Origin of the sequence: Methanococcoides mangrovi (genome assembly GCF_052057775.1) — an archaeon.
In the GTDB taxonomy this organism is placed as follows: Archaea; Halobacteriota; Methanosarcinia; order Methanosarcinales; family Methanosarcinaceae; genus Methanococcoides.
In genome coordinates, this window is the sequence record NZ_CP195121.1 from 444,595 (window position 1) to 467,176 (window position 22,582).

A 22,582-nucleotide genomic window follows, 5' to 3' on the forward strand; every position below is an offset into this window, starting at 1 on the left:
AATTATCCTCACCGATAGTAAATAATTAAACCTGGGAACCTACCTCTGACCTGCGTTTGATCTTGATCAGGATATAGTTCTTCATCTTTGAAGGAGTGATGTTCGCAATATCCGAAAGCCTGAAACCTTCATCGAACTCAATGTTCCCGATGGTTTCGTGATATTCTTCAAAAGGAAGCTTCACCCTCAGGCCGTCGAGCTGAAGTGTTATGGGTGCAGGGGCCAGGACATCGAGGATGTCAGGAACCTGCTCCTGTATTTCTTTCATCACCCTTGCAGGAAGAGCTGCAAGAGGATCTTTTGAGATCCACTCCCTCTTGAGGTTTATGATCTCGCCCACCTTTTCATTGAGGACGTCCATTGCATCAAGCTCCGGGCCCTTTCTCATCCTGTGGGCAACCCTGCCGATACCACCCACATACATGTCAGCACCAGGGACATCCTCTGTTTTGATATCCGGCCCACCGGTTACGATTATCGGGATCTCGATGCCCTCAAAGAGCTTGGGTTTCTTGTTGATGATACAATCCCGGAAGGTACCGAAAGAGAAAACTGCAACATCATGCTCGTTGATAAGCCTTCTTTCGTAGTCTGCAGAAAGGGCGACCCTTCTGCCCATCCCCCTTGCAAGACCGATCATGGTCGTGTTAGCACCTCCGCGACGCAGGTACTCCGCAACATCGCATGCAGAATGCGGAAGGTGATGAGAAGCAAGTGTCGGGGAAACCACTGCGATCTCTGTTCCCGTAAGTGGGGCAGGAGTCAGTTTTCCAAGCAATTTCCTGCAGAGGTCCTCCACCAGAGGGACATCCTTTTTCGGGATAAGCATAACAAGAGTAACTTCTGTGGAAGCAGGCGTCTTCTGGACAAGATAACCACCAAGATCTTCCAGCAGTTCAAGTATAAGGCTGTGTTTGTGAACACCGCCTTCATAGATATAAGGTTCAAGCACTGCTGCCATTTACTCATCTCCTGTCAGGTCTTCAAGCATCACACGGGCCTCGTCTATCCATTCCTGTTGCATCGTGTCCTCTGATGCAACAAATATGAACCTGCCATTATCAAGTGAGTGATAACGGATCCTGAAACCTTCCGGCGTGGCACGTATCGCCATATCTGCAAGCCTTTCACGAAGGGACTTTTCCGGATCATCCACGATGATATCACCAATTGATCCCTCGGCTGCCTTCGGGTCATCGGAGATCACCTCGATCAGGTTCCTCTGGGGCTGTATGACGTTCTGCCTTCCAAACTGCGCCCATAGTTTTTCGAGGAACTGTGGGATGGTCTTCTCATCCGTTACAGTGACGAGCACCTTCGATCCCGGTCTGTCGATCTCGGTTTGCGAAATCTCCTTTGCCTTCACAGGAGGAAGACCGCTACGAAGGACCATGGCCATCATGAACAATGAGTCCTCTGGCCTTATCCTCACTTTTATCCTCCCTATTGTCCTTACAAAGGCAAGTTCTGAGATAATATCCTTCAGTATGCTCTCGTAAGCCTTTGCCTCGTCAGGTTCCGTGGTCTCTACAATGAATGTCTCAAGGGGCTCCATGAAGATCACCCCTTTACATAACCGGATGCCAGAAGTGCTGCACCCACAGCACCGATGAGCTGTGAATGTGGAGGCACGAGAACATCGATCTTCAAAAGCTCACCAAGGGCCTTTGGAACACCGGCAATGAGCGATGAACCGCCCACAAGGATCAGAGGTTCCTTGACCTCTACCTCCTGAAGCTGCTGCTCGAAGATCTGCTCGACAACACTGTGACAGGCTGCGGCTGCCACATCCTCAGGGTTCGATCCCTTGGCAAGGGAGTTCACAAGGGACTGGATACCGAAAACGATACAGTAGCTGTTCATCTCCACGTTCTTGCCCATACCCTTCACGGCAAGGTCACCAAGTTCCGTTATATCGACACCGAGACGCTTTGCGGTCATCTCAAGGAAACGACCGGATGCACCTGCACAGATACCTCCCATTGTGAACATTCCGGGAATACCGTCCTGTACGGATATGGCCTTATTGTCCATTCCACCTATATCGATAACTGTCGCACTGCCCTGCTGCCTTTTCGCAAGATAGACAGCACCCTTTGAGTTCACGGTGATCTCTTCCTGCATCAGGTCAGCATTGAAGTGCTCTCCTATAAGGAAACGGCCGTATCCGGTGGTACCTATTGCCTGGAGGTCCTCCCTCTTAAGGCCAGCCTGGTCCAGCGCCTGGTTCAAAGCTTGATCTGCACTTTCAAGGACCTTGATGGTGGGGACCCAGCCCTCACCGATGATCTCGTCGTCCTTCATGACAACCGCTTTGGTGGTGGTGGAACCGGAGTCTATTCCAGCAGTAATGCCCACCTGGTGTTCTCTTGCAAGGAGGTGTTTGCTTCTTGCAATGGTGGTAAGAGCTTCAAGACGTGTCAGCAATGTAGCTGCTGTAGTACGTTCTGTAAATGAATAACTGATAACAGGGAGTCCGGAATTCTCGAAGATGTACCTGCGGACCTCGTTCCTGACGATGGCAGCCTCTGCACAGCGGAAGCATGATGTGACGAACACACCATCCACCCTGGCAACGCCTTCGACAACTGCCTTTGCCCTTGCCATCATGAGCTTCAGGTCAGGACTTGCGACCTCCAGACCGAACTCCATTCCGATGGTATCCAGTGACGCAACATCCATCTCAGGATAGACCAGCTTTGCGTTCAGGGTGCTTGCAGCGTCCTCCAGCTCTTTCTGGACACCGGCATACTCGCTTCCACAGGAAACAAGTGCTATCAGTACCTGGTCTTTCTTATCGCTCATTCTTCGTCACCGCCTTTTGGAAGGGCTTTCAGGAACTCTGCAATGTTATACACAAAGGCCTTCCCTTCCTCTTCAGTATGAGGGTACTGGATCTCGAGTATAGGAATATCCTTCGCCCTTATAAGGAACTTTGTAAGCTCATTTGTACGGGCACATCCCATACAGCCAAAACTTATGGAAGCATCACCAACAATGATAGCAGCCTCTGCCATATCGATAAGCGGGCCAATGATGGACATCCTCCCCCTGACACCTGCCGGGACCTCCACAGCCGCATACTTAAGACCGTGTTTTGGCCCCTCAGGAGTGATGTTCAATGGAGGAGAGTCCACACCCACAGTAGTGATCTTCTCGCGTATCTTCTCCATCATGGCAAGAGGCTCATGCCCGAATCTCTCGACCATGTCGGAAAGGATAAGGCTGTTTGTTGGATAAATGATAACTTTTGCCAAAATAACACCTCATAATTCTGAATCAATGATCTTCTTCAACTTCGATACATCCAGTTTTCCGGGAGCTTCTTTCTCCTCAAGAGGAACCCCGGCATCATAATCGTCCAGTGCTTTGCCGATCATCGGAAGCATGCTGACCTCTTCCCTCAGGAAATGGAAACCCGGCCTTGGGCCCCCTCCTCTTCCTGCACGACACCTTACTTCCGCACCGGGCTTAAAACCCCTGTCCTTAACAAAGATATGATTGCGATCCATGGAACGAAGGGTCTCCACTACCCTCTCCACAGCATCCCGGGGACCATTCACCATTGTCCCGAAACAGGTCTCCTTGATGGTGATGGCATCCTCCGACTCATATACCTTCATGGCCGCATCCATTGGCAGGACGCTGTCCGAGCTTATTACAACGATCTTTGTGATGTTATCCTCACTTTCTGCCATCATTGATCACTTCCTGTATCTTCAATAACATACATAACATCGCCGTCCTTCATGCCTTTGAGCTTCTCGGGTTCAAGGATACGGCCTATGATGTTCGTACTTGCGAACTTCTCACCCGTAGGACCGAACAGGTCGTCATCCTCAAGTTTCACACCCACCATACCATGTCTCTTTGCCGCCTGGTTGGTGACACCAAGCTCACCGGCTGCCACCTTGCCCTGAGGTACGTTCTCCGGGAAGATCTCCTTGTATTTTTCAGCGGCCTTCTCTGCCTTGAAGATGTAGGTGTTCTCATACGTCATCATTATTGGCAATGCGCCAACAGGCTTGAACTGGAGGTCGATTGCATGCCTGAAAAAATCAAGTGTCTTGGGAGCAAGGTCATCATAAAGCTTAATCTTCACAAGCCTGGAATCCGATACCCCTGTAACTTCCACCTTTCCTCCTCTCAGGACATCGATGGTGTTCCCTGGTTCCTGCTCAACGATTACCGCATCATCTTCGGAATAACCCTTCTTCACAAGCTCAATACCAAGGGCTGAAAGCTTCTCTTCAGCCTCCTTAAAGGACAGGCCCAAAAGCCAGAGAGGTTCAGGATATGTCTTTACCATCAGCTTCTGGTCGGTCTCTGCCATCTGGACAAGCTCGATACCATGGGAAACATGACCAACGACCGAATGCATGATGCTGGCAGGCCTGTCATCGCGGGCAATGAACATTTTACCGGTTCCGTATCCCACGGTCCTTACCCACACAGAACCTCTTGTTCTTGGATCGAAATTTTCGAATTTACACATTTCACCATGAAGTGAATGATCAGAAATAAAAGAACTTGAAGCAAACTCAACGTCAAAGGTCCCATGACGTGTCAGAGCGAAGAAATGTTCTGCACCCTCAGGCGCTCTGGGGTCGATCTCGACCTCAATGAATGTGAATATCCTGAAACCATCCTCTACAACTGTATTCAGGTCAGTGGTACAGATGTGCTCACCGGTCTCTTCCCATTCCATGACCGGCTCGATACTGAGAATACTGTCACCGCTGCCCAACCGGGACAGGACGCTTACACCACTTACGACCTTCCCAAAAATGCCATCTTCCGGAGTGCCATATTCCGATGAATGGTCCTCCAGGGCTATTATCATGTGAGTGTTGTTCGGATCAAGGCCTCCTGCTCCGAAAACAACATCATATTTGTTCAGTGTAAGTGAAGAATGAGTCGGAACAATATCCGCTGCAAAAGGGCCAAATGCAACTGCATCTCTGGAATCCCATCGTACTTTTATGCCCTCATATTCATCAAAGTGCTCTGCCCATATGGCAGCAGAGGATGAGTCATCTTCCAGTTCTATCCTGAAGTCTCCTTTCGAGGTCTTCACAAAGTAATCTATAATAGCACCGCTTTTGCCACCCTCATTTTTCTTGAGGATACCTATAGCTGTACCCTCCATATAAGGGGCCTGAGATGCTTTTATAGCATCCCCCAGAGTGGAACCCGGGGGCAAAGCTATCTGATGTCCATTGACCTCTGCATTAATATCACTGCTCAGGACTATCGCCTCCACTACACTAATAGAGGGAGCTGATTTTAAAGTTATGCTTCCTGAGCAGCAAGTAAACGTTCTTCCTCGGTAAGCTGGGAAAGAACATCATCTGGTTCGCCAATGGCCACTATCTTGGCATCCCTCATCAGTGCAACGCGATCACATGCTTCCTGCAGGAAGTCCATGTCGTGTGAAACGATAACGAACGTGTCACCCATCTCATCACGTGCTTTAAGGATTGACCTTGTAACCTCGATCTTTGTGATAGGGTCCATTGTACCTGTAGGCTCATCCATCACAATGATGTTAGGCTCTTTCATAAGGATCTGTGCAAGAGCAACCCTGTGCCTCTCACCCTCACTGATATCATCGGCCATCTTTGGCAGGATCGCCTTTGCCTTCTCTTCAGTGAATCCGGTAGCAATAAGGGTCTTTATTGCCTTGCGGACAGCAAGCTCGTAAGGGAGGTCGATACCAATTGATTCCGTAAGGTTATCGATGATGGTCCTGTGTGTATAAAGTCCATACTCCTGATGCAGGATTCCCATATACTTGGTAGCACGGCCCCTGTTATCAGGACCTGGTACTGTCATGTCCACCCATTCATCACCCACACGCACGTGGATATCACCTTTAGTAGGCTGTACGATACCCATAAGGATCTCGGAAGTTGTTGTCTTTCCGGCACCACTGGTACCTGCAAGACCGAAGATCTCGCCCTCCTTTACATCAAATGAGATGTCATTGACAGCATGGACAACACCTCTTGAAACAGAGATGTACTTCTTGACAAGGTTCTTGACATCGATAATAGGCTCACCAAGAGCAATGTTCTCGTTCTTCTCGATGTGTGAGACCATCTTCATGAACTCAGCGGCAACCTCATGGGGATCGCCTTCCTTGATAACCGCTCCATCTTCGAGGATGATGGCCTTGTCTGCAAGCTCCTCAATAACCTCTGACCAGTGGGAAGTGATCACCATTGTCATGTTGTAGGCCTTGACAGCCCTTTCGATAACATCGTGGACAACATCCGCAGTCCTCGGGTCAAGTGTACCTGTAGGCTCATCGGCAAGGAGCAGCATTGGGTTCCTTACAAGCTGCCTTGCAAGTACTACCCTCTGTTTTTCCCCACCACTCAGGTCACGTGCAACGTGCATCATACGATGGGACAGCCTTACATCCTCAAGAAGCTCCATTGCCCTTGACATTGCATCATTGCCACTGTAACCGATCTCAGTAAGAGAGTTCATGACGTTTGTAACGACCTGGTCATCACCATACAGTGCAAAGGTACGCTGGAGCATGATAGCGATCCTTTTGGAAACACTTCTGCGGTAATGATCATGAAGGGAGAGGGCGACAAAGTCGGCATCGAATGCTTTCATCACCTCATCCTTACAATGGCGGCATGTTTCACCTACCTTGCTTGGAGGATCGATATGACCGCATTTTTCACATCTTGCGAGATGATATATTATCGAACCGGAAATATTCTCATACTCCTCGGCTCCCCTCAAAGCGTGCATCAGGATGGTCTTTCCTGAACCGCTTCGACCTAAAATTCCAATGACTTCACCTTCATTGATGTTAAGATTGACATTTTTCAGAACCTTAACACCATCATAAGATATGGTCAGGTCTTTGACCTCAATGAACAATGACATTTGCTTTCCTCCGATATTGGCTTAAGCGTAAGTATCCGTTTATAATATGGTATTTAATGCTACTTAACAGGTTTGCACGGTCGGCACAAAACCATTGAAGTACATATCAGTTTTGCTTTTGTTCCTGAGACATTATTAAGAATTTGTCCCCAGATATATGAGCATTACATAATGCACTACATAAACATAACGCATTGGCGCATCACCGTTAACATTCAAAAACAATAGCAAACGACAGGATGACGCAATCAAGGACAGTAAAAATAGAATTAGAGAGATTCGACAATGCCCAATACTTCACGGATATCCCTTATCACAACATCTGCAGACATTTCAAGCTTTTCCGGACGGTGATCTCCCTGTTGAAGGGTCACTATCCCAACATCTGCAGCCCTTAAGGCAAGGATGTCGTTCATACCATCGCCGACCATAAGCACCTTATCATAAGTATCCTTCAGCTCAAGGATTATACGTGCCTTTTCTCGGGTAGTGGCAATGTCATAGACCCTTTCCATGGATATGCCCATGCATTCGGCAAGTTGCTTAAGATTGCGTCTGCTGTCACCTGATGCTATGAATACAGAAACCCCAAGACCTTTCAGCCTATCAACGGTTTCTTTACTATCATGGAACAGGCGGCCTCCCGTACTTAGAACATAGGGTACGGAATGATCATTACGGTCAACGATGATGCCTGCTGCCACATAGAATATCTCCGGGCAATGCTTCCGGACAACACCAACCACCTGAAGGATATCATCTACCCTGATATCGCTGTCCTTGATAATGTCATAAGCCTCTTCCACAGAAAAAGGAACACTTGCACAGCTGATATCTATAGCTATGTCGTGGCCGTCAATAAAATCGATCACGCGCATGTTGCGGTCAACAGCAAGGATCACGGAGGGCTCTGTGTGAAGCACGATCAGTGCCCGACCTTTGCGGCGGGCCACCAGATCAGTACTTTCCACACCGGTAAGAAGGTCTCCGCTAGACATGTCCTTTGCCACACGATACATATGCAATAAGGTACCTGCACTATCGAAAACCACAGCAATGCTCTTTTGCATGTTTTTATGATTCAGCATAACCAATTATTAACTTTATGTTCTTTACCAAAACAAAATGGCCTTTTCATTCACTTAAGATCTTGATCTTAGAAGGCTCATGTACGACTATCTCAGGAGTAACTTTGTATTCAACAACCTCGCCGGTAACCAACACCTGCTTCCCGTCATAATAGACATCGGGACTTTGCGGGAAATGGTCCCAGTCATCCGACCATATGATCACGGTGAAATAACCTTCATAGGGTTCATGGAAATTGAGAAAAATGATACCATTCTCATTGTTCTTTGAAGTTGTGACAACTCTACCTTCAACCTTCACTTCCTGTCCCACATACCTGCCGGCATCAAGGTAGGATATGGTTCTCAGGTCCGCATCTCCTGAAGACGAGATTGACCAGAGCCCCACACCCATCCCTCTTGCATGTAACTCTGAACTATCCAGCAGCTCCTGGTAATAGGTATCAGGTTCATATGTCTTTGAGTAGGCCAGTCCTGAAAGCACAAGCTCGTTGTTCACCATGGTGTTATTAAGCCAGACATACCTTAGAAGACGGCCGTAGCGGTCAGTGTCGCTAACATCTGATTCAAGGCCAACGGTATTCCCAAGCACATTATCGACCATGTACTGCCTGGCCTCCCCGTAATAGGGCTCACCCCTTTCAGGAGTGTCCACCCCAATAAGACGGACCTTTTCACCAGTGGATATGACGAAGGTGTCCCCGTCTATCACTTCAGTGACATTCGCAAAAGTAACCGTACGTTCCGGAACTGCATCAAAGTTGTCGATACATCCGGAAAGTGAAAGTGTGAAACTTAAGAGCAGCAGAATTAAAATGACCTTACGCATAGATTGAAGTTTTCGGCAAGATACTTCAAAGTTCCTGCAAAATATACACTAATAAAAATACATTGAAAGAAAAACATCCCAAAATAGTAATATTAGAGAAAGACTGGTATAGTAAGATAGAAGCTTAGTAAAAGAAACTTAGCATACCATTGAATTTAGTTCAAGTTAAACTTGGCTCACAGGAAGTATCAGTAATTGCAGGAAAATGCTTTACCAAGAATACTGGTTGTGGATGACAATCAGAAGATCCTAGAACTGATGGAGGCTTACCTTTATCCGGAGTACGATGTAATAAATGCGCACAACGGAAAAGAAGCTATTGAAACCATCGAAAAAGAGGATATAGACCTTGTTCTGGCAGACGTCATGATGCCTGACATGGGAGGATACGAAGTCTGCAATATCCTGAAAAATGACCCAAGCACCCGTTTCATACCTGTGATAATAGTGTCCGCCCTTTCAGACAGGAAAAACCGGATCAAAGGTTTTGAAGCCGGAGCGGATGATTTCCTCACAAAGCCGGTTGACCAGCTTGAGCTCAAAACAAGGATAAGATCACTCCTGAAGATCAAGGAACTTAATGAGAAGAACGAACTGGAACGCAACCTTGCACAAAAATATCTGGAAGTTGCCGGAGTTATGCTCACGGTATTCGATACAGAAGGGAACATCCAGCTTATCAATAAAAAAGGATGTGAGATAATTGGTTGCAATGATGGAACACTGATAGGTGAGAACTTCGTTGAGAAACTTGTTCCTGAAAGACACAGGGAAGAGGCAATTCAGAAAATATCCCGCTTCATCCTCGGGGATACAGATAACCTGGAAAGCTACGAATCCCCGATAAAAACAATGGTCGGGAAAGAAAAGGAGATACTGTGGCACAACTCACTTCTTTATGACAAAGATGGTAATATCACTGGAGTACTTTCCTCCGGCGAGGATATCACCGATAGAAAAAGGGCTGAAGAGGCACTTATTAAAGCAGAGGAAGTGCATGAAAAGGAGATACACCACAGGATCAAGAACAACCTCCAGATCATTTCAAGCCTCCTTGACCTTGAAGCTTCAAAGTTCACAGATCCGACAGTCATAAGGGCTTTCGAGAAGAGCAGGGACAGAGTGCATTCCATCGCCATGGCAAATGAGGAGATATACCGCTCAAAAGAGATGGGAAAGGTAAATTTCCGCAATTATGTGCGCGATGTTGTCGATTACCTGCAGCACATGAACGAACATCAGACACGTTTCATAAACATAAATATCGAATCTGAGGACATTCTGATGAGCTTTGATGATGCAACCCATCTGGGACTCATCTTAAATGAACTTATCATGAACAGTTTCAAATACGCCTTCCCGGACGGGAAAGGAAATATCTATATCGGGTTCCACAGTTCTGATGACCGGTTCACCCTATGTGTGGAAGACGATGGGATAGGCATACCCGTAAAGGAAATATCAGAAACCGACACGCTAGGACTGGAACTTGTAAATGAACTTGTGGAACAGATCAGAGGTAATATCCTGATCGATGGGAGTTCGGGTACAAAATATATGATCACATTCCAGAACCCGGACCATCCCAAAAAAGACATATCCTTTGAAAATAAAATATGATGTAACAAACAATACTGCAATGAATGAGATATTATGAACTTCCGGAAAGCAGTTATCACCATACTTCTCATCATCGCGATCGTTACACCTGGGTCAGCCCTGTTAGATAAAAAGGAATATCCGAAATTCCTGGAAGAACCATGGGACCACACCCCGATCACAGTATATATTGATGAGAAGAACACACCACCGCATTACAGTCCATCCTATCCTGCCACGGTGATCAAAGCCCTGGAATACTGGGAGAACGGGGGGAACGGTAAGCTCAGCTATACTCCTGTTTTTGAACCTGTCAACACCACAGATGCGGACATATACATCATGTGGGTGGAGAACATGGAAGAGGTCACCGGTGCAGAGAAAGGTGTCGCCGGGTTCTGCAGACCTATGATAGCCAACGGACGATATGTCCATGCAGATATCGTACTGGAAGTAGGAGATTACAGAGGCTTCTCATGGCAACAATATGGCGATGCGAATATGGAGCAGCTTGTCACCCATGAAATTGGCCATGCCCTTGGGCTGGGGCACAGCAATGACCCCCGGGATATAATGTACCCCACCTATGAACAAAGGGAAAATATTGACCCCCTGCTTGTACAAACTACCTATCCGCTTATTATCATAGTTATATTGATGGCCATTGCAATATCGGGATACCTCTCGATAGTATGGTTACGTTACCACAGGAAACGGCAAAAGCTTGAGCATGAACTGCTGAAGAAATGATCCCGAACCCTGTCAACGGAAGAGGAATTAAGAGAATAAGGGAGATCGAAGATGAAAGGATGGACAGGAAGAACGATCACAGTAGACCTTTCCGAGAACTCGGTCACAGAATCAAGGACAGGAGCCAGGATGGCAAAGGACTTCATTGGTGGCAGAGGACTTGGAGCAGCCATCTTCTCGGACATTGTTCCTGCAAATTGTGATCCCTTAGATAACAGAAATGCGCTTATATTCACAACCGGACCACTTACAGGAACTGCTGCACCGATGTCAGGTGCTTTCAACATTACAACAATATCACCCCTTACAAAAACGATATTCAACACAGTACAGAAAGGTCATTTCGCAAAGGAGATGAAGTGGTCGGGGATTGATGCCCTTGCCATCAAAGGAACCTCCCAAAAACCTGTTTATCTGCAGATCGAAGGTGAAGAGGTCAACATACTGGATGCATCACACCTTTGGGGAAAGAATGTAAGTGAGACGGTCTCCATCCTGAAGGATAAAGGGGAAGTTGCAGCCATAGGCAGGGCCGGAGAGAAACTTGTCAGCATATCCAATATTGTAAGTGATGGTATATCGGAGGGAAGAGGAGGCCCAGGAGCTGTTGCCGGTTCAAAGAACCTGAAAGCAGTAGTTGTCAAAGGGGAGTTCGAACCGGAGATCGCCGAACAGGAAAGCTTTGACAGGGCCGTTGAAAATGCCAGCAAGCTGCTCTGTTCAAATACGGTCACCTCAAAAGGTCTCAGTAAATATGGAAGCGCTGTTTTCCTGAGCCTGCTGAACCACATGAAAGCAATGCCTTCATACAACTTCGGGAAGACCTATTTTGAAAATGCGGAAAGGCTCTCTGCGAGCACCATAATGAATTTCCAAAAAACAGAAAGAAACCCGTGCTACATGTGCCCTGTGGGATGCAGGCACGTATATGATAGTGGTGAGAGGGTCCCCGAATACGATGAGATATGGGCCTTCGGACCGAACCTCGGCAATGATGACCTGAGATCCATAACCGATGCATCCGGAGACTGTTATGAATATGGGATCGATCCGATCTCCTGTGGTTCAATAATAGCAGTTTCCGGGGAAATGGACCCAAAGATGGTCCCGATTGTCGGTGAAGGTGAACAGATGAAGGAAAGAAAGGACAAAAAGAGGAGTTTTCAGTCCCTTTCATCAAAAGGATCGCACATCCCCGGCTATGATCCCAGAGAACTGAAAGGGCAGGCACTTTCCTATGCCACCTCCAACAGGGGTGCCTGCCACCTGAACGGTTACATGCTGGGACCGGAAGTTGCAGGTAAACCTTTCCTGCTTGACAGGACGGAACTTTCCGGAAAGGCAGGCCTGGTGCAGGTGTTCCAGAACTATGCTGCTGCACTTGAATCGCTTGCCCTGTGCCATTTTGCAACGTTTGCCCTCTCTGAAGTTGAACTTGCAGCAATGCTGAGCAGTGCCACAGGAATTGAATACTCTGCAGCTGACCTCATGCAGGCAGGAGAGAGGATATGGAACCTTGAGAGGATGTTCAATATGAGAGCAGGCTTCGACGCAGAGGATGACACCCTGCCGGAGATGTTCTTCGGAAAGGATGGTCTCGACAGGAATGAGTTTGAAAAAGCAATATCAGACTACTACCATTTCAGGGACTGGCGCCAGAACGGGAACCCTTCAGCAAAGAAACTTGAAGAACTGGGACTTTTAAGGCAAAAATAAGCGAAAAAGAGTTCCAAAGGACATGAATTTAAATAGTTTTGAAACATCCATGCCTTTTGGACGACTTTGTTCGTTAAGTTCATATATAGAACGCAGAATTATAACCACAGATTTATCCGATAATAAAAAACTTGACGCTTTTTTACGAGTGACAGGAGGATCATAAATGAAACAGCAAGTAGAGGTTAAAGAACTTAAAGAAGGTAAGTACGTAGTTATTGATGATGAGCCATGTGTGATCAAGAGCATCGCAAAATCAAAGCCAGGTAAGCACGGTTCAGCAAAGGCAAGGATAGAGGCGATCGGGATCTTCGACAACCAGAAGCGTTCCATTGTAAGCTCAGTTTCCGCTAAGACATACGTACCTATCGTAGAGCGCAAATCCGCACAGGTTTTGTCCATCTCAGGCGACGTCGCACAGCTTATGGACATGGAAGACTACTCCACATTCGAACTCCCTATCCCTGAGCAGTTCAAGGACAGGGTCGTCGAAGGTGCAGATATCACATACATCACTGCCCTTGGCAAACTGAAGATCGACCTCAGATAAGCGCCCTTTAAAGGGAATATTATGTTCTACCGTCCTGGCATGGTGGATGCACTGGCAGATTACGATTCTGCCGGTTACGTCCTTTTTGGAGTACCTTTTGACCGTACATCCTCATTCCGTGCCGGGAGCAGATGGGCTCCGGATGCTATGCGGAGTGCCTCTGCAAACTTTGAAAGTTATAACTCTTTTTTTGATATTGACCTTGCTGAACTTCCCATACACGATGCAGGGAACTTCGAAGCAGGTGTCCTGATAGATGATGTCCTTAGCGAACTATACCTGGACGTCTCAGGCATTACTGAGGACGGAAAGATACCCATAATGATGGGAGGAGAACACTCACTTACACTTCCATGTGTCAAAGCCTGTGCAAAAAGGGCGGAGGGTAAATTCGGAGTGGTCGTGCTGGACGCACATTTTGACCTTCGCGATGAGTTCGAAGGTGTGAAATACAACCATGCCTGCGTATCAAGACACATACTTGACGAGGTCACTGACAAATATGTGACCATAGGCGTAAGAAGCGGACCGAGAGAAGAATGGGAATTCGCTAAAGAGAACAATATCCTTTATTATACACCCGAAGATGTTGCCTCCAAAGGACCCGAAACAATTGTGAGGGAGATCAGGGAATACCTAGACTGCGACAGCATTTACCTGTCACTGGACATGGATGCCCTTGATCCGGCATACGCACCTGCACTGGGAACACCTGAACCTTTCGGACTTTCTTCTATTGAGGTTCGGGATATTGTGAGGGGACTTGCACCAATGTCAGCCGGATTCGATGTTGTGGAGATCACACCGGAATATGACGGCGGCCAGACCGCATTGCTGGGTGCGAAGTTCATCCGTGAGTTCATTGCTGCCCACGCTTCTTCAATTCAATGAGCTTACCTCATGGTTAACTTTATACACACCTCCAACAATCATATGGACAGAGACCATGACAGAAGAAGTAATAGTAATTTGCCCAATGTGTTCACCAAAAGAGCCAGTGGGACATGATGTTCTAAGACCAGGCCAGAATCCTGTTGTCCAGTGCCACGAATGTGGAGCAGTACACCCCGCAACGATCGAAGAAAAAAAACCTGTTAACACAAAGGTTATCGTCAGCAAGGGGGAGGTTTCATTCACACTTCATACAAACATCGATGCCGGAGAGGTCATATACGTAGATGATGAGATCATCGTGGATGATGAAGAGGCAGATGAGGTATACCCGATAATTGTGACAGCTCTCGAATCAGGCGGTCGCCGGGTGGAAAAGGAAGAGATAGAGAACATTGAAGTTATATGGGGACGTGCCACAGACGAGGTCAACACAAAGATATCAGTGAAGGTTCGTAACGGCTCCGTTTCTGTGGAAAAAAGGGTTTCCGGAGAATTTGAGTTCATAGTCGGCGAACAGTACAATGCCGAAAGGAAGGATTTCCAGATCACCAAGATCAAGATAAGGGGAGGGGGATTCCAGTCCCGCAAAGGTGACAGGGTCCCTGCCAAATATATCAAGCGCATCTTTGCTACAGAAGTGCGTAAGAAAGGATGGGGAGAGGCTAAAACATCATGGAGTTCGAAGAGAAGCGGAAGATACTGATTGATTCGCTAAGACCAAACGGGATAGGCAACAAAGTACTTGATGCGATGATGCGTGTCCCAAGACACCTTTTTGTGCCTGATGAACTTCAGGGCACGGCATATATTGACATGCCGCTACCTATCGGATATAACCAGACAATTTCTGCACCTCACATGGTTGCGATCATGTGTGAACTGCTGGAGATCACCGAAGGCATGAAGATCCTGGAAGTCGGAAGCGGATCAGGCTACAATGCTGCAGTTATGGCAGAACTTGCAGGAGAGAAAGGCCAGATCTATACAGTCGAACGTATACCTGCACTTGCCCTATTTGCAAAAGAGAATCTCAAAAAGGCAGGATACAGGAACGTCACTGTCATTCAGGACGACGGATCCTGTGGACTGGAAGAACATGAACCCTATGACCGGATATGTGTGACCTCTGCAGCACCCAGAGTACCGCAGCCCCTTATCGAACAGCTGGCAGCCGGAGGAATAATGGCGATCCCTGTTGGCAATGGTGAACAACAGCTCGTTATTGTAAAGAAGGACAAAGAAGGGAAAATCACTCAACAGGCATGGGGAGGAGTCATTTTCGTACCTCTGATAGGGGAATATGGATACTGATCATATTCCCGGCATAATTCACTTATGAAATATAGCTCATCCCGATCTACTTTTTGAACCTTAGATATATATACACTTGCCATTACTATATATCGATATATACCCATAGCTTTTAACAGGTGGTTTATATCGAAACTAGAAAGATACAGCAGACCGGTGGTTCCACATATATCGTATCCCTGCCGAAAAAGTGGGCAGAGCGAGCCGGAATAACGACAGGTTCACAAGTAACACTCCAGCCACAGGAGGACGGAACCCTTACCATCGCAGCTGAAGGGATCATCCAGAGCACGAAAAAGAAGAACGTAATTGATGTGAACGCGTGCTTTGGAGACGAACTTGTAAGGCTCCTGATAGCAGCTTACATATCCGGTTCCGACATGATCGAGCTGCGGGCCAACAGGATACAGGTTGACCAGAAGAAGATCATAAGAAGCGTCTGCCACAAGCTCATAGGACCGGAGATAATAGAAGAGACAGCGAACTCTGTACTGATCCAGGACCTGCTAAACCCCAGTGAGGTCTCAATTAAAAAAAGCGTCAGAAGGATGTTCCTAATCTCAAAATCAATGCTGAATGATGCGATGCAGGCACTGAAGAACCACGATCAAGATCTCGCGCTTGATGTTATAGAACGTGATGACGAAGTGGACAGACTTTTCCTGCTTATTTCAAAACAGTTCCGAACAGTACTTCGGGGAAGCCGATTGCCTGATACATCTGAAACCACAATTGACGAATACCATGACCTCCGTCTTGCCGCAAGTTCACTGGAACGTATCGCAGACCACGCCCTCAGGATAGCAAAGATAGCATCGACACTTGAAAACCCGATACCTGAAGGGACCATGGAACTTCTCGAAAGATCCCACATGAACTCAACTGCGATGGTGGAAGATGCCATAGACGCATTATACAACCAGAACACTGACCTTGCAAACCAAGTGATAGCAAAGGTAGATAGTGCAAAAACAAGTATCGATGAGCTGAACGCATCACTCCTTGACCTGAACTCACCGGAAGTCATTGTTGCTCTTGGAACGGTTGCGGACAGTATCGACAGAATAGGAGAATACGGAGCAAATATCTCTGAATTTGCGATCAACCTGTCAATGGCCATCGTCCAGAACAAATGATATTTTAGGAAAAACATCAAAAAATAATCGGACCAAATGGAATCCAGGCGATTATTTATAAGGAATAAGTAATATCAAATCATCATACATTTGATAGCATTCATATTCATAGTTAGAGGGATTTAATGGGTGTAATAGGATCTTTTAAGAAAAATTTTTCAGACTTTTTCAGAAAGCTGTTTAACAAAAAGAATGCAAGGATAGGGATATATGGCCCTCCAAATGCAGGTAAAACAACCCTGGCCAACAGGATATTAAGGGACTGGACCGGCGATGCGATGGGATCTGTTTCACACATTGCTCACGAAACACGCCGTGCAAGGCGCAGGGAAGGAGTTACCATTAAATCAAATGGCGGATCCATCAGCCTGGACATCATCGACACTCCTGGACTTGCGACCAAGATAGATTTTCATGAGTTCATGGAACTGGGCATGGACGAGGCTGAGTCCAAGAGGAGAGCAAAGGAAGCAACAGAAGGTGTAATTGAAGCTGTGAAGTGGCTGGAGAACCTTGACGGAGTAATCCTTGTGATGGATGCTACCGAAGACCCATACACACAGGTCAATGTAACTGTCATCGGTAATATGGAAGCAAGAAGCCTGCCTTTGCTGATCGTTGCGAACAAGGTGGACCTGCCGGAATCATCTCCATCCACAATAAGGGAAGCATTCCCACAGCACCCGATGGTAGCAATTTCTGCCCTTGAAGGAAAGAACATAGATACATTCTATGAAGAAATCGCCAAGAGGTTCGGGTGATCGCAATGCAGGGTATTCAAATGGACCTTGTCTCAGAAGACAGGCTTGCAAAGATGCCACCGGTTGAAAAGATCAGATTTATCCTGGATGAAGTGAAGAGCGGCAAGATCCTTGTTCTCGAGAAAGGACTCACCCCTGAAGAGGAAGCAACCCTTATCGAAATGACAATGACCCAGATCCAGCCGGACGATTTTGCAGGAATTGAGATGGAAAGCTACCCTTCACAGACAGAAGGTTCTTTCCTCGGAAAACTCTTAAAGAAGAGCCCGGTACGTACCCGCCTTACTGTAATTGGTCCTGCGAACAAGCTTAAGACGCTTAAGAAAGACCGTGACATGATAAGCGCACTTGTTTCGAACAAATAAGCGTGTGGGACATTAATGGAAAATCTTGAAGACAGAGCCAGAACCGGATCCTCATTACACTCCCTTTCTTCATGCGAGATGGGGAGTGAAAATGTGGACGTGATCTGCACTTATGGGAAAATATCGGTCTGTTTCGGACGCCAGACCCCGGACCTGGTAGTCGGTCAGACCCTTATTGCAATCTCAAAGGTTGACAAGTCAGCTGTTTACGAGATCGAACTAATTTGTGATTTTGATTCTATCACCGACTATGAGAGCAACGGATACGTGCTAGTCTCCTATGCCAGGGCAGATCACGGATACCGGGCCATGTTCAATGTACCATTCCATAGCAACAAAGCCCTGTTCCACCTGGCAGAGAACATAATCCAGGAACTGAGGACAGATGATGTTGTACTGGACATCTACTGGAACGGGGATGATTCCGACATTTCCAAACTATCGGACGAATTTAAGAAGATAGAAGGGTGGGACATAAAAGAGATTATATACAAAGAGTAAGGTAAGCGCTGATACTTGCCCTTGAAATGCAGGAGGAATACAAATCATGATAGATAAAATATCTTCAACAGAGTGTGAACATCTGATCTCATCCATGGAACTCATGGCACAGCACCTGGAAAATGTTGCCAAGAGCCTTGACAAAGAGCAAATCAGACAGATGCTGATGAACATCATGGAAGCTGAAAGCATCTTTGTCATGGGTGCAGGCCGATCCGGTCTTGTAGGGAAGGCATTTGCAATGCGCCTGATGCATCTTGGCCTTAGATCCTATGTGGTGGGAGAGTCAACCACTCCTGCAGTCCGTAAAGGAGATGCAGTGATTGCAATATCAGGATCCGGAGAGACAAGGTCCATCTCAGATCTTGGAAGGATAACAAAAGAGATCGGTGCAACACTTATCACAGTCACATCAAACAAGGACTCAACCCTTGGCCACCTTTCCGACACCACAGTGGAGATCATGGGAAGGACAAAAAACGACACAGGTGGCTACCTCGAAAGGCACATGCGCGGGGAATACTCACACCTTACACCACTTGGAACATCCTTTGAGATCTCATCCCTCGTATTTCTGGATGCATTGGTAGCAGAACTTATCTCGCTCACCGGAGCTTCCGAGGACGACCTTAAATCACGTCATGCAAAGCTTGAGTGAAGAGGCCTTACCATGAGTGGCAAAGAGTTTGCACAAAGAGTTCTCAATGTGGACATATCAGGCATCAGGAAGATGTTCGAAGCCGCAGGTTCTGATGCGATTAACCTGGGGCTTGGACAGCCCGATTTTGAAACCCCTGCACACATCAGGCAGGCGGCCATTGATGCTATAAACGAGGGCTTTACAGGATATACCTATGGCTCAGGCATCGCAGAGCTCAGGGAAGCATTGAGCAATAAGTTCAAACAGGACAACAATTTCGAGGTCAGCCCAGACGGCATCATCGTCACATCCGGTGCATCCGAAGCACTCGAGATAGCAATCGCAGCGCTTGTCAATCCAGGCGATGAGGTCATGATCTCAGATCCCGGATTCGTATCCTACAATGCACTGACCGAGTTTATGGGAGGAAAAGTGGTCGGAGTCCCACTGGGTGAAGACCTGACCATGAGACCGGAGTACGTGCTTGAAAGGATCACACCAAAAACGAAAGCCATTATCGTTAACTCTCCATGCAACCCTACCGGAGGAGTTCTTTCAAAGGCCGATATGAAGGCATATGCAGATATTGCAGATGATCATAATGTAACTCTCATTTCTGACGAGGTCTATGAATACTTCATCTACGAAGGAGAACATATCAGCCCTGCACAGTTTACAGACAATGTGATCACCATCAATGCAGTCTCCAAGACATACTCCATGACCGGATGGCGTGTAGGCTATACTGCCGCCAGCAAAGAGTACACGGAACAGATGCTCAAGGTCCACCAGTACGTGCAGGCCTGTGCCAATTCAATTGCGCAAAAGGCAGCACTTGCAGCCATCACCGGCCCTCAGGATTCCGTATTTGAGATGCGGGATGAGTTCAAAAGACGCAGGGACGTGCTTGTAAAAGGCGTCAACGAACTTGGCATGGAATGTGAGGCACCAAAGGGTGCATTCTACATGTTCCCGAAGGTTGATAACAGCGTGGAAGTTGCTACAAAACTGATATCAAACGGAGTCGTTGTCGTGCCAGGAACTGCCTTTGGACAGAATGGTGACGGTTATATAAGGATCTCTTATGCCACATCCATGGAGGATATTAACAGGGCACTTGAGATCATGAAAAAAGTACTTTGATCAGTCAAAGACAGACTGATCCTCTTCTTTTTCTTTTTTGATCTCATCGATCATTTCGACAAGTTTATCCACAATTATATCGAGGCTCTCACCGGTAGCCGTGGACATCTTCACATCTACGAAATCCGGCATCTCGAACCTTTCATGATCTGCCTTGTTTGCCACAACATAGATCGGAAGCTCAAAGTTCTGAACGACCTCATCAAGGAGACGTTTCTGCTCTTCGATCGCATAACCGCAGGTCTCACTTGCATCAATGATAAAGAGCACAACAGCATCCAGATACTTTATTGCAGTTATTGCCTGCCTCTCCACATCATTACGCTCGGACATCGGCCTGTCCAGAAGACCTGGCGTATCGATCACCTGGTAACGATCATGGCCTCTCATGAAATGACCAATAAGAACCCCTTTGGTTGTAAAAGGATAGGAGGCCACCTCCGGCCTTGCTCCGGTGACCATTGAAACGAAGCTTGATTTTCCGACATTCGGGTAACCTGCCACGACAATGGTAGGCTCATCACGAACATCAGGGAGCTTTCTCAGTATATTGCGGGCCTCGTTCAGGAAAATGAGATGCTTTTCGACGGCCGACATGACAGATGCCATGCGCCCGAATGCCTCTTTTCGTGTTGTAACGGGATCCTTGCTCTTGCGTATCTTCCCAACGTACTCCCTGGAGATCTCATGGAGCTTCTGGCTTGCCCAGTCAACCCCTCCCAGAGCCTGACGAAGTTCATCAATACCCACTACGATGTCAGTGAGCTCATAATAGAAATCAGGAAGATCATCAAAGTTCGGGAAACGCCTGACAATATTGGAAAGATTATCAGACAGGATGTTACCGGATGTCATGACCATTGATTCGTGTGCCCTTAAGGCACTGTCATTGTCCCTTATTGTCTTGCCTGCTTTTGCACGCGTAGCTCTTCTAAATGCTTTATCTATTAGTTCATCCGAAGTCGGGACAGTGTGGATCTTCTCAAATATCATGATCTTTACCTTTATATTGAGGCACAAACTCACGTAAGCTATATATTTTTGTTCCTTGGGAAGTATTTTTCATTATCATCCGTTTGAAATCCTACAAATGTATATATACTTCTTTTGAGTTAATTTCATGGGAAGAAAACGGTGATCTCATGGAACTTACACCTATTCAAAAAGAGATAATTATCGAATTGATCAACCTTCAGCGTCAGAAGGATTCTGCAGTTAAAGGCGAAGAGATCGCTGAGCTTATAGACAGGAACCCCGGGACCGTAAGGAACCAGATGCAATCTCTCAAAATGCTTGGGCTCGTCGAAGGAGTGCCAGGTCCGAAAGGCGGATATCGAGCCACTGGTGCAGCATATGAAGCACTAAGTGTAACAAGCATGGAGAAAGAAGCTGAAGTTCCGCTTTACAGGAATGAGGAAGTTGTCAAAGGGGCTACTGTTGCAGAGATCAGTTTTACAACGGTAAGACATCCGGAAATGTGCAATGGAAGATTAAAGGTACTTGGAAATATCAAGGATTTTGCAGGTGGAGACCTTGTGCAGGTAGGACCCACCCCTGTGAACCGCCTGATAGTAAGGGGAGAAGTGGTCGGACGTGACGACACTGAGAATCTTTTACTTTTCAAGATCACCGAAATGGTATCCCTGCCAAAGAAATCGATCAGGCATTACATAAAGAAAGACACTATTTCTGTGGATGCAAACGCAACGATCCAGGAAGCTGCACGTGTGTTCATCACCAACAAGATCCATGGTGCTCCGGTGGAGGAACATGGAAGGATCGTCGGAATTGCAACTTTCATGGACATCGGAGAAGCACTTGCAAGCGGAAAGATCAACCTCAAAGTAAAGGACATCATGACAAAGAACGTCATCACAATCGATGGCAATGCGTCCCTTAGTGATGCTGTGAAAATGTTCGATGATCACAACATCGGCAGGCTCATCGTCACAGTTGACGATAGTCCGGTAGGGATGATATCAAAAACAGATGTATTGCATGAACTGGTCATATACTGATATGACCTTAATGCCTTCTTTTTTTCATTTCTTCTGAGATATCCTTAAGACTTATTCCTTTTGCTGCCAGCATTACAAGAAGGTGGAACAGAAGATCAGATGTCTCATAGATGATCTCTTCCTTATCATCATCCTTGACCGCGAGAATTGTCTCTGTGGCCTCCTCACCGACTTTCTCAAGTATCTTATTGATACCTTTTCTGTGGTCAAGAAGGGAACAGACGTATGAACCTTCCACAGGGTTGTTCTTGCGATCCATTATAACATCGAATACTTCGTTCAGGACAGACATATCTGCATCGGTCATTGGGAAAACTCCATTGTGAATATAATTTAATTGCGAATGAGATCATGAAATATTTAACAGACCAC

At 46.8% G+C, this 22,582-nt stretch carries 25 protein-coding genes; 14 read left to right on the forward strand and 11 right to left on the reverse strand.

All coding sequences use genetic code 11. The features are described 5' to 3' along the window. Positions 1 to 25: 25 nt before the first annotated feature. The 9 genes from ACR3I3_RS02265 to ACR3I3_RS02305 form a co-directional block, all read right to left on the reverse strand. A complete protein-coding gene (locus tag ACR3I3_RS02265; RefSeq protein WP_440952960.1) occupies positions 26 to 961 on the reverse strand; it encodes a methanogenesis marker 7 protein in 936 nt (311 codons plus the stop codon). Further along, entirely contained in the window at positions 962 to 1,555 is a 594-nt protein-coding gene (locus ACR3I3_RS02270) for a methanogenesis marker 17 protein (protein ID WP_440952961.1), read from the reverse strand. Positions 1,556 to 1,560: 5 nt separating this feature from the next. After that, the gene (locus ACR3I3_RS02275) at positions 1,561 to 2,805 is read right to left on the reverse strand and encodes a methanogenesis marker 15 protein (RefSeq protein WP_440952962.1); all 1,245 of its coding nucleotides are present in this window, start codon (positions 2,803 to 2,805) and stop codon (positions 1,561 to 1,563) included. Next, on the reverse strand, positions 2,802 to 3,257 hold the full coding sequence (locus tag ACR3I3_RS02280) for a methanogenesis marker 5 protein (RefSeq protein ID WP_440952963.1): 456 nt from the start codon (positions 3,255 to 3,257) through the stop codon (positions 2,802 to 2,804). Before ACR3I3_RS02280 ends, ACR3I3_RS02275 begins: the two co-directional genes overlap by 4 nt. Positions 3,258 to 3,266: 9 nt before the next feature. Continuing rightward, complete coding sequence (locus tag ACR3I3_RS02285; protein ID WP_440952964.1) at positions 3,267 to 3,701, reverse strand: methanogenesis marker 6 protein; 435 nt, start codon at positions 3,699 to 3,701, stop codon at positions 3,267 to 3,269. Then, complete coding sequence (gene mmp3, locus ACR3I3_RS02290) at positions 3,698 to 5,263, reverse strand: methyl-coenzyme M reductase-associated protein Mmp3 (protein ID WP_440952965.1); 1,566 nt, start codon at positions 5,261 to 5,263, stop codon at positions 3,698 to 3,700. The genes ACR3I3_RS02285 and mmp3 overlap by 4 nt, the downstream gene beginning before the upstream one ends. Positions 5,264 to 5,292: 29 nt before the next feature. Further along, positions 5,293 to 6,909 carry a methyl coenzyme M reductase system, component A2 gene (atwA, locus tag ACR3I3_RS02295; RefSeq protein WP_440952966.1) on the reverse strand — a complete coding sequence of 539 codons (1,617 nt, stop codon included), beginning with the start codon at positions 6,907 to 6,909 and terminating at the stop codon, positions 5,293 to 5,295. Positions 6,910 to 7,178: 269 nt separating this feature from the next. Next, positions 7,179 to 7,979: an HAD family hydrolase gene (locus ACR3I3_RS02300; protein WP_440952967.1), complete on the reverse strand. Its 801-nt coding sequence runs from the start codon at positions 7,977 to 7,979 to the stop codon at positions 7,179 to 7,181. A 64-nt stretch (positions 7,980 to 8,043) separates the two neighbouring features. Continuing rightward, complete coding sequence (locus tag ACR3I3_RS02305) at positions 8,044 to 8,826, reverse strand: thermonuclease family protein (RefSeq protein WP_440952968.1); 783 nt, start codon at positions 8,824 to 8,826, stop codon at positions 8,044 to 8,046. A gap of 195 nt (positions 8,827 to 9,021) precedes the next feature. Here ACR3I3_RS02305 and ACR3I3_RS02310 point away from each other — a divergent pair, with 195 nt between their 5' ends. From ACR3I3_RS02310 to ACR3I3_RS02370, 13 genes are all read left to right on the forward strand, one after another. After that, complete coding sequence (locus ACR3I3_RS02310) at positions 9,022 to 10,446, forward strand: response regulator (RefSeq protein WP_440952969.1); 1,425 nt, start codon at positions 9,022 to 9,024, stop codon at positions 10,444 to 10,446. A 33-nt stretch (positions 10,447 to 10,479) separates the two neighbouring features. Continuing rightward, entirely contained in the window at positions 10,480 to 11,175 is a 696-nt protein-coding gene (locus ACR3I3_RS02315) for a matrixin family metalloprotease (RefSeq protein ID WP_440952970.1), read from the forward strand. 51 nt (positions 11,176 to 11,226) lie between these two features. Then, positions 11,227 to 12,891, forward strand: coding sequence for an aldehyde ferredoxin oxidoreductase family protein (locus ACR3I3_RS02320; RefSeq protein ID WP_440952971.1), 1,665 nt, complete (start codon positions 11,227 to 11,229; stop codon positions 12,889 to 12,891). Positions 12,892 to 13,057: 166 nt separating this feature from the next. Beyond that, complete coding sequence (locus ACR3I3_RS02325) at positions 13,058 to 13,441, forward strand: translation initiation factor IF-5A (protein ID WP_440952972.1); 384 nt, start codon at positions 13,058 to 13,060, stop codon at positions 13,439 to 13,441. Between the two features lie 21 nt (positions 13,442 to 13,462). Further along, positions 13,463 to 14,332, forward strand: a complete 870-nt coding sequence (gene speB, locus ACR3I3_RS02330) for an agmatinase (RefSeq protein WP_440952973.1) — start codon at positions 13,463 to 13,465, stop codon at positions 14,330 to 14,332. A gap of 55 nt (positions 14,333 to 14,387) precedes the next feature. Further along, entirely contained in the window at positions 14,388 to 15,038 is a 651-nt protein-coding gene (locus tag ACR3I3_RS02335) for an HVO_0476 family zinc finger protein (RefSeq protein ID WP_440952974.1), read from the forward strand. Then, positions 15,008 to 15,646, forward strand: coding sequence for a protein-L-isoaspartate O-methyltransferase (locus ACR3I3_RS02340; RefSeq protein WP_440952975.1), 639 nt, complete (start codon positions 15,008 to 15,010; stop codon positions 15,644 to 15,646). Before ACR3I3_RS02335 ends, ACR3I3_RS02340 begins: the two co-directional genes overlap by 31 nt. Before the next feature lie 119 nt (positions 15,647 to 15,765). After that, positions 15,766 to 16,782, forward strand: a complete 1,017-nt coding sequence (locus ACR3I3_RS02345; protein ID WP_440952976.1) for a PhoU domain-containing protein — start codon at positions 15,766 to 15,768, stop codon at positions 16,780 to 16,782. A gap of 125 nt (positions 16,783 to 16,907) precedes the next feature. Next, positions 16,908 to 17,543 (forward strand): Era-like GTP-binding protein, encoded by a 636-nt coding sequence (locus tag ACR3I3_RS02350; RefSeq protein ID WP_440952977.1) that lies wholly within the window; start codon positions 16,908 to 16,910, stop codon positions 17,541 to 17,543. A gap of 5 nt (positions 17,544 to 17,548) precedes the next feature. Then, the gene (locus ACR3I3_RS02355) at positions 17,549 to 17,908 is read left to right on the forward strand and encodes a DUF2073 domain-containing protein (protein WP_440952978.1); all 360 of its coding nucleotides are present in this window, start codon (positions 17,549 to 17,551) and stop codon (positions 17,906 to 17,908) included. A gap of 15 nt (positions 17,909 to 17,923) precedes the next feature. Then, positions 17,924 to 18,409 (forward strand): hypothetical protein, encoded by a 486-nt coding sequence (locus ACR3I3_RS02360; protein WP_440952979.1) that lies wholly within the window; start codon positions 17,924 to 17,926, stop codon positions 18,407 to 18,409. Between the two features lie 46 nt (positions 18,410 to 18,455). After that, positions 18,456 to 19,067 (forward strand): 6-phospho-3-hexuloisomerase, encoded by a 612-nt coding sequence (gene hxlB, locus ACR3I3_RS02365; RefSeq protein WP_440952980.1) that lies wholly within the window; start codon positions 18,456 to 18,458, stop codon positions 19,065 to 19,067. Between the two features lie 12 nt (positions 19,068 to 19,079). After that, positions 19,080 to 20,192, forward strand: a complete 1,113-nt coding sequence (locus tag ACR3I3_RS02370) for a pyridoxal phosphate-dependent aminotransferase (protein ID WP_440952981.1) — start codon at positions 19,080 to 19,082, stop codon at positions 20,190 to 20,192. Here the strand turns inward: ACR3I3_RS02370 and ACR3I3_RS02375 are convergent, their stop codons facing one another. Continuing rightward, positions 20,193 to 21,185 carry an NOG1 family protein gene (locus tag ACR3I3_RS02375; RefSeq protein ID WP_440952982.1) on the reverse strand — a complete coding sequence of 331 codons (993 nt, stop codon included), beginning with the start codon at positions 21,183 to 21,185 and terminating at the stop codon, positions 20,193 to 20,195. A 149-nt stretch (positions 21,186 to 21,334) separates the two neighbouring features. On the opposite strand from ACR3I3_RS02375, the gene ACR3I3_RS02380 reads away from it, so the two are divergent. After that, positions 21,335 to 22,210, forward strand: coding sequence for a CBS domain-containing protein (locus ACR3I3_RS02380; protein ID WP_440952983.1), 876 nt, complete (start codon positions 21,335 to 21,337; stop codon positions 22,208 to 22,210). Between the two features lie 7 nt (positions 22,211 to 22,217). Here ACR3I3_RS02380 and hisE read toward each other — a convergent pair whose 3' ends face one another. After that, positions 22,218 to 22,517, reverse strand: coding sequence for a phosphoribosyl-ATP diphosphatase (gene hisE, locus ACR3I3_RS02385; RefSeq protein ID WP_440952984.1), 300 nt, complete (start codon positions 22,515 to 22,517; stop codon positions 22,218 to 22,220). Positions 22,518 to 22,582: the final 65 nt, after the last annotated feature.